The sequence below is a fragment of the Achromobacter sp. Marseille-Q0513 genome, assembly GCF_018195695.1.
In the GTDB taxonomy this organism is placed as follows: domain Bacteria; phylum Pseudomonadota; class Gammaproteobacteria; order Burkholderiales; family Burkholderiaceae_B; genus Achromobacter.
Window position 1 is genome coordinate 58,221 of sequence record NZ_JAGTJY010000008.1, and the last position, 7,676, is coordinate 65,896.

A 7,676-nucleotide genomic window follows, 5' to 3' on the forward strand; every position below is an offset into this window, starting at 1 on the left:
TCAAATCAATAACCAGCGAGCTATGAATTGGAACCAGACGCCAACGATCTATTCGCCGCATTGGGCGACCCCACCCGCCGGGCGATTTTCCAGCGGCTTTCCCATGAAGGCGAGCAGACCGTCGGCCGCTTGACGGCGCACGCCGGCATCTCACAGCCGGCGGTGTCCAAGCACCTGGCCGTGCTGCGCCGCGCCGGGCTGGTGGACGACCGGCGCGAGGGACGGGAAACCCACTACCGGATCCGGGCGCAGGGGCTCGCGCCCCTGATCGACTGGCTCGGCGTCTATGGCATCTTCTGGCGGGATCGACTCGACGCCTTGTCCGATCTGCTGGACAGGATGGACGAATGATGCCGGCGCCGGAGTCGCACAGCCTGATCGTGGAACGCCGCCTGCGCCATGCTCCCGAGAAAGTCTGGCGCGCGCTGACGCAGTCGTGGCTGATCGATGAGTGGCTGATGTCCAACGACTTCGTGCCCGAGGTCGGCCGCCGCTTCACGCTGCGCGCGCCGGCGCCCCTGCCGGAATGGAGCGGCGTCACGCACTGCCAGGTGATCACGGTGGAGCCTGCCCGGCTGCTGGCCTATCGCTGGGGCGATGGAACGGAATCGGCCAGCGGCCTCAAGACCATCGTCACCTGGACGCTGACGCCGCAAGAAGGCGGCACCCTGCTGCGCATGGAGCAGTCCGGCTTCCCGTCCACGACCGCGCTCAGCTACCAGCGCCTGGACCGGAGCTGGCCCGGATTCCTGGACAAACTGGACCAGATCGCCGGCTTGTCCGGCGACTAGCGCCAGCCGCCCCCCACGTTCTCGTTTCACTCCCAGGACGCCGGCTGGATAGCCGGCGCCCAGGGCGGTGCTTGCCTTGCGCAAGCGACAGACAGGCTCAGGCCGCACTCCTTCAAGGACCTCTCACAAATGCCCACCGTTCGAATCGCGATCGTCTATCACAGCACCTACGGCCATACCGCCAGGCAGGCACAGGCCGTATGCGCCGGCGTGGAGCAGGTGCCGGGCGCGCAAGCGCTGCTCATGACCACCGATGAAGCCCAGACCCGCTGGGATGAGCTGAACCTCGTCGACGGCATCATCTTTGGCTCGCCCACCTACATGGCCGGGGTCTCCGCGGCCTTCAAGACGTTCCAGGAAGCCAGCTCGCACGCTGTGCTGGCCCAGGGCCGCGCATGGCAGGACAAGCTCGCCGCGGGATTCACGAACTCGGGCGCCCTGGCCGGCGACAAGCTCGCCAGCCTGATGCAGATCGCGCTGCTGGCCGCCCAGCACGGCATGCACTGGGTCAATGTGGCCCTGCCGCCGACGAACAACTCCAGCCAGGGCTCGGACCAGGAACTGAACCGCCTGGGGTTCTGGCTGGGGGCCGCCGCGCAATCCAACGTGGATCAGTCGGCGGACGTCGTGCCGCCCGAATCGGATCTCGCCACCGCCCGGCACCTGGGCCAGCGCGTCGCCGCGCTGGCCATGCAGCTGGCGCGCGGCAAGGCCAGCCTGGGCATAGCCGCATAACAACGGACGGCGCCGGGAATCGAAGCCTCCGGCATCAGCGACTCTGTCATGATGACGCCACTTCACACCAACGGAGACACACATGACCGACCCGCGCCTCGCCCGCATGGTGCCCGAGCTGCTGGTGAGCGACCTGTCGCGCAGCCTGGCGTTCTGGATGGACCTGTGCGGCTTTGACATCGTCTACCAGCGCGAAGACGAAGGCTTCGTCTACCTGGACCTGGACGGCGCGCAATTCATGCTGGAAGAAGTGCGCGGCGACGACAACTGGATCACCGCGCCGCTGGAAGCGCCGCGCGGCCGCGGCATCAATTTCGAGATCACGGTGCGGGCGGTCGAACCGCTGCTGGAGCGCCTGGCCGCCGCCGGCTGGCCGCTGTATCTGGCCCGGCAGGAACGCTGGTACCGCAGCAATGCCATCGAAATCGGCGTGAGCCAGTTCCTGGTGCAGGATCCCGACGGCTACCTGCTGCGCTTCTCGGAGCCGCTCGGCGAGCGGCCGGCGCAAGGGTCCGCCCACGGCACGGACCGATAGCGGCCGCCGGGACTAACGGCGGCCCGCGCGGCGCCGCCCCCCCCTCAGAAGCCTTGCGCCAGCGCCTTGGCGGTGTCGCTGGCCGACTTGCCCTGATTGACCGCGTCGGTCAGTTCCGTCACGAACCAGGGCAGCACCAGCTTGGTGCCGCTATCCGACAGCCCGATGCGCAGGCCTTCCGGCGAGGCGGCCGGCGCGGCCGTGCCCTGAGGCGCGCTGTCGCTCTGCACCACGACGGGCTTGGGTCCGGCCGGCGGGACCTCGGGCGCGACGGGCGCGGCCGAGACGGCGGCCGTGGCGCAGAGCAGCGCGGCGGCGACAAGGGTCTGCATACGATGAAGGGTCGGCATGATGGGCATCCTCTGTAGGCGGGAGAAGTCGGCCGCGACCGCCCGCGTTCCCGCGCGCGCCTCGGCCATGACTGAGCGCATTGTGCGTCCGGCCCCGGCGCATTTGTGCGGCAGACTTGTGTTCATCTGTGAAGATCTGTGGGGCGCGGCGGCGTCGGCTCGCCGCCGCCTTTTTCCAAGCCTGGGCTTGGCATGGTCCGGCGCGCGGGCCGGCGCCGCCCTTGCGGCCCATCCAATACTCCGATAAAACCTGTCCCTATCATCAACACGGAAGCAATCGTGCGCGCCTGGACCCGTTCCGCCCTCTTTCACTGCCTGTCGCTGTTCCTCCTCGTCCTGGGCCTGAACCTCGCCACGACCGCCTCCGCCGCCCTGCCCGGCCCCCTGGGTGCGCTGACCGGAGCCAGCGCCGACAAGCCGGTCGATAACGCGCAGCTGAAACAATCGCTCGACCAGGTCATCCAGACGCTGGAGAACGACAAGGCGCGCACGGACCTGCTGAACCGCCTGAAGCAATTGCGCGACGCCACCAAGCAGGATACGCAGACCGCCCAGGGCGGCATCCTCGCCTTCATCCGCGAAGCCGCCGAAGGCCTGGAAAAACGGCTCGACGGCCCCAACAGCCCGGTGGCCCGATGGACCACGCTGTACCGGCAGGCGCGGACCGAGATCACCGCCGGCCTGCCCGCCTGGCGCGAATGGCCGTCGCTGATCCGGGACTTCCTGGTGGTCTCGGCGATCTGGGCGGGCCTGGCGCTGGCGCTGCGCTGGATCGCCCGGCGCCTGGGACGCCGCGGCAAGGCCGCCGAGACGCCGCGCAGCCGCTCGCAGCCCAGGCAACTGCTGTGGATGGCCGCCGTGCAGCTGGCGCCCTGGGCCATCGCCTTCGTGATCACGCTGTATCTGTCCGTCGCCATGCCCGATTCCGTGGGCCAGCTCGGCGCGCTGGTGCTGGCCTACGTGCTGCTGGCCGGCGCGCTGTTCTCGTCGCTGTCGCTGGTCTGCCTGACGCTGCTGGACGGTCCGCACCGCAGCCGGGCGCTGGACATCCTGCACCGGCGCGCGCCGCTGCCGCTGTGGCTGATCGGCAGCCTGGCCGCGCTGGGCGACTCGCTGCACGACCCGGAGATCATGAGCGTGTTCGGACCCGGCGTCTCGCAATTCGCCGGCCTGCTGGCCAACGTGACGGCGGCGCTCCTGAGCGCGCTGTTCGTGCTGCGGTTCCGCCGCCCCATCGCCCACCTGATCCGCAACCAGCCGCGCGAGCGCCGCGCCAACCGCCGCGGCCTGCAGGAGCTGCTGCGGCTGATCGGACCGCTGTGGTTCGTGCCGTTCCTGCTCCTGGTCGGCATCTCGCTGATCAGCACGGTGGCGGCCGCCGACGACAGCGGCCAGGTCATGCGCCGGGCGCTGCTGTGCGCGCTGGTGGCGATCGTGGGCATGGCGGTGAGCGGCGTCATCCGCCGCGCCTACCTGCGCGGCGCCCGCGACGGCAACCGGCGCACGGCCTACCTGGGACAGCTCAGGTACTTCGGCTATACCCTGCTCTATATCGCCAACCTGTTGCTGTTCGTGGAAATCGGCCTGCGCATGCTGGACATGTCGCTGGCCGGCCTGATGGAAGGCGGCTCGCAATTCGGCCCGCGCGCCGCCAGCTTCATCGGGACCATGCTGGTGGCCTGGCTGATCTGGATCCTGACCGACACCGCGCTGCAGCACGCCCTGGGCACCGGCGGCAAGAACCGCGCCAACGTCCGCGCGCTGACCATGCTGCCGCTGATCCGCAACACCATCATGGCGACCATCGCCGTGATCGCCATCATCGTGGCGCTGGCCAACATGGGCATGAACGTCACGCCGCTGCTGGCCGGCGCCGGCGTCATCGGCCTGGCCATCGGCTTCGGCGCGCAGTCGCTGGTCACGGACCTGATCACGGGCCTGTTCATCATCATCGAGAATTCCCTGTCCATCGACGACTACGTGGACGTGGGCAACCACCTGGGCACGGTCGAGGGGCTGACCATCCGCACCGTGCGCCTGCGCGACCTGGACGGCGTGGTGCACACGATTCCGTTCAGCCAGATCAAGACCATCAAGAATTACTCGCGCGAGTTCGGCTACGCCATGTTCCGCTGGCCGGTGCCGGCCACCATGCCCATCGACGACGCCGTGACGCTGGTCCGCGAGGTGGCGGCGGAGCTGCGCGGCGACCCCGCGATCTATCCCTTCATGTGGTCGCCCATGGAACTGCAGGGCGTGGAGAGCTTCGACAACGGCCAGGCCGTGCTGCGCTTCCGCTTCAAGACCGCGCCGTTGCGGCAATGGGAAGTGCAGCGCGCCTTCAACCTGCGGCTGCGCCGCCGGCTGGACCATGCCGGCCTGGAACCGTCGATGCCGCGCCTGAACGTGCAGCTGTCGCGCATGCGCCAGTCCCGCAATTCCGAACGGGACGAGGCGTCGGACAAGCCGGCGTGACGCCCCGGGCTCAGCCGCCCTCGATCTCCGGCACGAACAGATAGCCCTCGCCCCGGATCGTCTTGATGCGGGACGAGGCATGCCAGTCCGCTTCCAGCTTGCGGCGCAGCCGGCTCACCCAGGCGTCGATGTTGCTGCGCTGGTCGGAATTGCTGATGCCGCGCAGCCGCTGCATCAGCGCTTGCCGCGACAGCACCCGGCCCGCGTCGCTCGCCAGCGCCCAGAGCACTTCGAATTCCATCGTGGTCAGGGCCACCTCCGCGCCGCGCTGCCAGGCCAGGCGTTGCTCGCAGTCGATGACCAGTTCGCCGAATGCCAGCCGATGCGGCGCCAGCGGCGACAGATTGCGCCGACGCAACAGCGCGCGTATCCGCGCCAGCAGCACATGCGGCGACACGGGCCTCACCACATAGTCGTCGGCGCCGGCGTCCAGTGCCTGGACTTGCGCCTGGCCGTTGCGGATGTCGGAGAGCATCAGGATCGGCGCCGCCGAGATGGCGCGCAGATCGCGGCAGACCCGCAGCCCATCGCGGCCGGGCGGCGACGCGTCCAGCACCACGATCTCGGCGCGATGCCGACGAAACGCCTGGACCGCCAGATCGCCGCGACTGACCTGCGCCGGGTCGAAATCGTGCTGCGCGAGAAACGCCGCCATCAGGTCGGACTGCGTCAGGTCGCCGGCGATGAGCAGGATCTTGGCCATGGGAGAGTCCGTCGTCAGCGCAGGGCGCCGGCCGCCGGCGGGTCGAGCTGCCGCTTGAGCGCGACGCTGGATCCGGCGTCATAGCCGGGCCACGGCGCGAAGACCTCGCGATAGTGCCGCCCCAGCAGCACCGAAGTGGGGCACCGGTACTCGGCGGTATCCGCATCCAGGCGCACCAGCAGCACATCGCCGACGCAGGCCTGCTCCTCGCCAACCAGGGCGGGCGCGACCTTGCGCGTGGCGGTCGGATCGCGGAAGAAATTCACATGGTCCACGACGGCCAGGCAGACATAGACGCCGGCGATCGCCGCCAGCCACAGGCGCCCCGTTCCCCGCGCAGCGCGGCCGCGCTCGCCTTCCGGCGCGGCCTGGCGCCGCCGCGAGGCGGCCAGAAGCAGGACGCTCAGCGCGCCGGCAACGAAATAGGCCAGGGGCGCCCGGTTTCCCGTATCCGGGGTCAGCCCGCCCCAGGCCGGCGGCCCGATCACCTCGGCGCCGAGCAGCAGGCCCGACAGGGCCGCCGCGCCCGCCAGCGCATGGCCGACTCCCAGGCATATCGAGCGGCGGTCCAGGCGCCCGCCCACGTGGCGCACGACGGCCGCGATGTTCGCGTAGATCAGCAGGTAGCTTGCGGTCAGGAACAACATGTCAGCGCGACGCCGTGCCCGGCGCCGTCCTGGCGCCGCCAAAGAATGTGCGTTTCACGACCGGCTTGCGCCGTCCCGCGCCATGGGCGGGCTGCGCCGCATCGTCGGCCGGATCCGGCCGTGTGATCAGCGCATGCAGAACCCGCAGCGAACGCGCGTGCCGGGGCCTCGCGGCCACGCCGTCGCGGTAGGGCGTGGCCACGCAGCTGGCGGCCGTCCCCAGCCACCACGCGGCCAGCAGCCGGGCGCACTCGTGGCCGTCCAGACCCTGGCGCAGTTCGCCCGCCGCCTCGGCCCGCCGCAACAGCGCGCGCAGCAGGCGGAACTCCCGCAGCCCCAGTGCCAGCGTCTCGCGACGTATGCCCGCGTAGTCGTCGGCATAGTCATAGGCCCAGGCCAGGATGCCGAAGACGTTCCTGGCATGCGGGTCGCCCTGCAACGCATCCATCCAGCGCTGCGCGCAAGCCAGCAGCGCGGGGATGACGGGCTCCTGCGCCAGCGCGAGCCGCCGCAGGTCCTGGAGCAGCGGCAGACGCCCCCGCGCCAGGACCGCCCTGAGCAGTTCGGCCTTGCCACGGAAGTGATAGCTCGCCGCGCCGCGCGACCAGCCGGCCTGCGCCGCGATCGATTCCACGGAGGCGTGGGCGCCGCCCCGCTGGCGGAAGCCGCTTTCGGCGGCATCGAGCACCGCGTCGCGCGTCGCGCCGGCTTCGCCCTGCTTGCGTCTGGCCATCAGCGGCTCCCTTGTCTCAAGGCCGAATCGCGGCCTGCGCCACCGTGTCGTCCTTCCCGCCGCGCCAGCCGCCGCCCAGGGCGCGGAACAGCGAGGCCAGCGCGGCCTGGCGTTCGGTGCGGACCTCGATCAGCGCGATCTGATTGGCGAAATCGCTGCGCTGCGCGTCCAGGTAGCGCAGATAGCTGTCCACGCCGCCGCGATAGCGCGCTTCGGACAGGGCCAGCGCCGCCTGGCTGCTGGCGGCCTGCGCGCGCTGCGCGTCTTCCTGCCGGCGCAGCGTGTCGGTGGCCGCCAGCGCGTCCATGACTTCGCGGAACGCGGTCTGGATGGACTGCTCGTACTCGGCCACCGCCATGTCCTTGCGCAGCTTGGCCAGGTCCAGATTGGCCAGGTTGCGGCCGGCATCGAAGATCGGCAGCGTGACCTGCGGCGCGAAGGACCAGGCGCGCTGGCCGCCCTTGAACAGGTCCGACAGGTCCGAGCTGGCGCTGCCGAACATGCCGGTCAGCGAAATGCGCGGGAAGAAGGCCGCGCGCGCGGCGCCGATATCGGCGTTGCGCGCCTTCAGGCGATGCTCGGCGGCCAGGATGTCCGGCCGGTTGGCCAGCATCTCGGACGGCGTTCCCGCCGCCAGCTGCTGCACCAGCATGGGCGCGTCGCCAGCGTGCGGCGCCAGGTACGGGCTCATGTCGCTGACGCCGGCC

General features: G+C 70.2%; 10 protein-coding genes. 5 read left to right on the forward strand and 5 right to left on the reverse strand.

All coding sequences use genetic code 11. From position 1 onward, the window contains the following. Positions 1-27: 27 nt before the first annotated feature. The 4 genes from KDH83_RS03625 to KDH83_RS03640 all read left to right on the forward strand — a co-directional run bounded on the left by KDH83_RS03625 (position 28) and on the right by KDH83_RS03640 (position 2,061). The gene (locus KDH83_RS03625; RefSeq protein ID WP_212312871.1) at positions 28-351 is read left to right on the forward strand and encodes a metalloregulator ArsR/SmtB family transcription factor; all 324 of its coding nucleotides are present in this window, start codon (positions 28-30) and stop codon (positions 349-351) included. Further along, on the forward strand, positions 348-791 hold the full coding sequence (locus tag KDH83_RS03630; RefSeq protein WP_212312873.1) for an SRPBCC domain-containing protein: 444 nt from the start codon (positions 348-350) through the stop codon (positions 789-791). Before KDH83_RS03625 ends, KDH83_RS03630 begins: the two co-directional genes overlap by 4 nt. Positions 792-920: 129 nt before the next feature. Next, positions 921-1,526, forward strand: coding sequence for a flavodoxin family protein (locus KDH83_RS03635; RefSeq protein WP_212312875.1), 606 nt, complete (start codon positions 921-923; stop codon positions 1,524-1,526). Positions 1,527-1,608: 82 nt separating this feature from the next. Beyond that, positions 1,609-2,061: a VOC family protein gene (locus KDH83_RS03640; protein WP_212312877.1), complete on the forward strand. Its 453-nt coding sequence runs from the start codon at positions 1,609-1,611 to the stop codon at positions 2,059-2,061. A 44-nt stretch (positions 2,062-2,105) separates the two neighbouring features. Here the strand turns inward: KDH83_RS03640 and KDH83_RS03645 are convergent, their stop codons facing one another. After that, on the reverse strand, positions 2,106-2,411 hold the full coding sequence (locus KDH83_RS03645; protein ID WP_212312894.1) for a hypothetical protein: 306 nt from the start codon (positions 2,409-2,411) through the stop codon (positions 2,106-2,108). A 279-nt stretch (positions 2,412-2,690) separates the two neighbouring features. Between KDH83_RS03645 and KDH83_RS03650 the strand changes: the two genes are divergently transcribed. Further along, positions 2,691-4,886 carry a mechanosensitive ion channel domain-containing protein gene (locus KDH83_RS03650; protein WP_349291599.1) on the forward strand — a complete coding sequence of 732 codons (2,196 nt, stop codon included), beginning with the start codon at positions 2,691-2,693 and terminating at the stop codon, positions 4,884-4,886. A 10-nt stretch (positions 4,887-4,896) separates the two neighbouring features. Here the strand turns inward: KDH83_RS03650 and KDH83_RS03655 are convergent, their stop codons facing one another. From KDH83_RS03655 to KDH83_RS03670, 4 genes are all read right to left on the reverse strand, one after another. After that, positions 4,897-5,589, reverse strand: a complete 693-nt coding sequence (locus KDH83_RS03655; RefSeq protein WP_212312881.1) for a winged helix-turn-helix domain-containing protein — start codon at positions 5,587-5,589, stop codon at positions 4,897-4,899. 14 nt (positions 5,590-5,603) lie between these two features. Continuing rightward, entirely contained in the window at positions 5,604-6,236 is a 633-nt protein-coding gene (locus KDH83_RS03660; RefSeq protein WP_212312883.1) for a hypothetical protein, read from the reverse strand. Position 6,237: 1 nt separating this feature from the next. Beyond that, positions 6,238-6,969, reverse strand: a complete 732-nt coding sequence (locus KDH83_RS03665; protein WP_212312885.1) for a TetR/AcrR family transcriptional regulator — start codon at positions 6,967-6,969, stop codon at positions 6,238-6,240. Positions 6,970-6,985: 16 nt separating this feature from the next. After that, positions 6,986-7,676 (reverse strand): efflux transporter outer membrane subunit (locus tag KDH83_RS03670; RefSeq protein ID WP_212312887.1); only part of this gene is annotated, 691 nt, incomplete at its 5' end.